Here is a 447-nt window from a genome sequence, read left to right as displayed (position 1 = left end):
CATCGCGGCTTTCCTGTGGTTGAAAATAATAAATTAGTGGGATTGATTTCCCAAACAGATTTACAAAAAATTCGTAATCATATCTTACCAAATGAGATTTTTTTAAAAGAGGTTATGACACCTAAACCGGTGACAGTATCACCAGCAGATAGATTAAGTCATGTCCTCTATTTATTAGATAGATATCAAATTAGCCGTTTACCTGTGGTAGATGGACAAAAATTAATTGGCATTATTACCCGTGCCGATATAATTCGCGCTGAAGCAGATCATCTCAATGGAGAAAATGGGGTGACAGGTCCCCAAGCAGAACCTTCTTATTTAGTTTATCAAACTCGTTCTCCTAGTATTGGGAGAGGTAGATTATTAGTTACTATTGCTAACCCAGAAACCGCACCCGCATTATTAGAAATGGCTGCGGCAATTGCCCGCGATCGCCATTATGAA

The 447-nt window shown here is 38.7% G+C and carries 1 protein-coding gene; it reads left to right on the top strand.

The window, feature by feature from the left end; all coding sequences use genetic code 11:
- The coding region (locus CUN59_RS22215; RefSeq protein WP_243407000.1) for a CBS domain-containing protein at positions 1-447 on the top strand (447 nt) is incomplete at both ends.

This window comes from Cuspidothrix issatschenkoi CHARLIE-1, assembly GCF_002934005.1.
Taxonomy (GTDB): Bacteria; Cyanobacteriota; Cyanobacteriia; order Cyanobacteriales; family Nostocaceae; genus Cuspidothrix; species Cuspidothrix issatschenkoi.
This window is presented reverse-complemented; position numbering and strand designations above follow the sequence as displayed.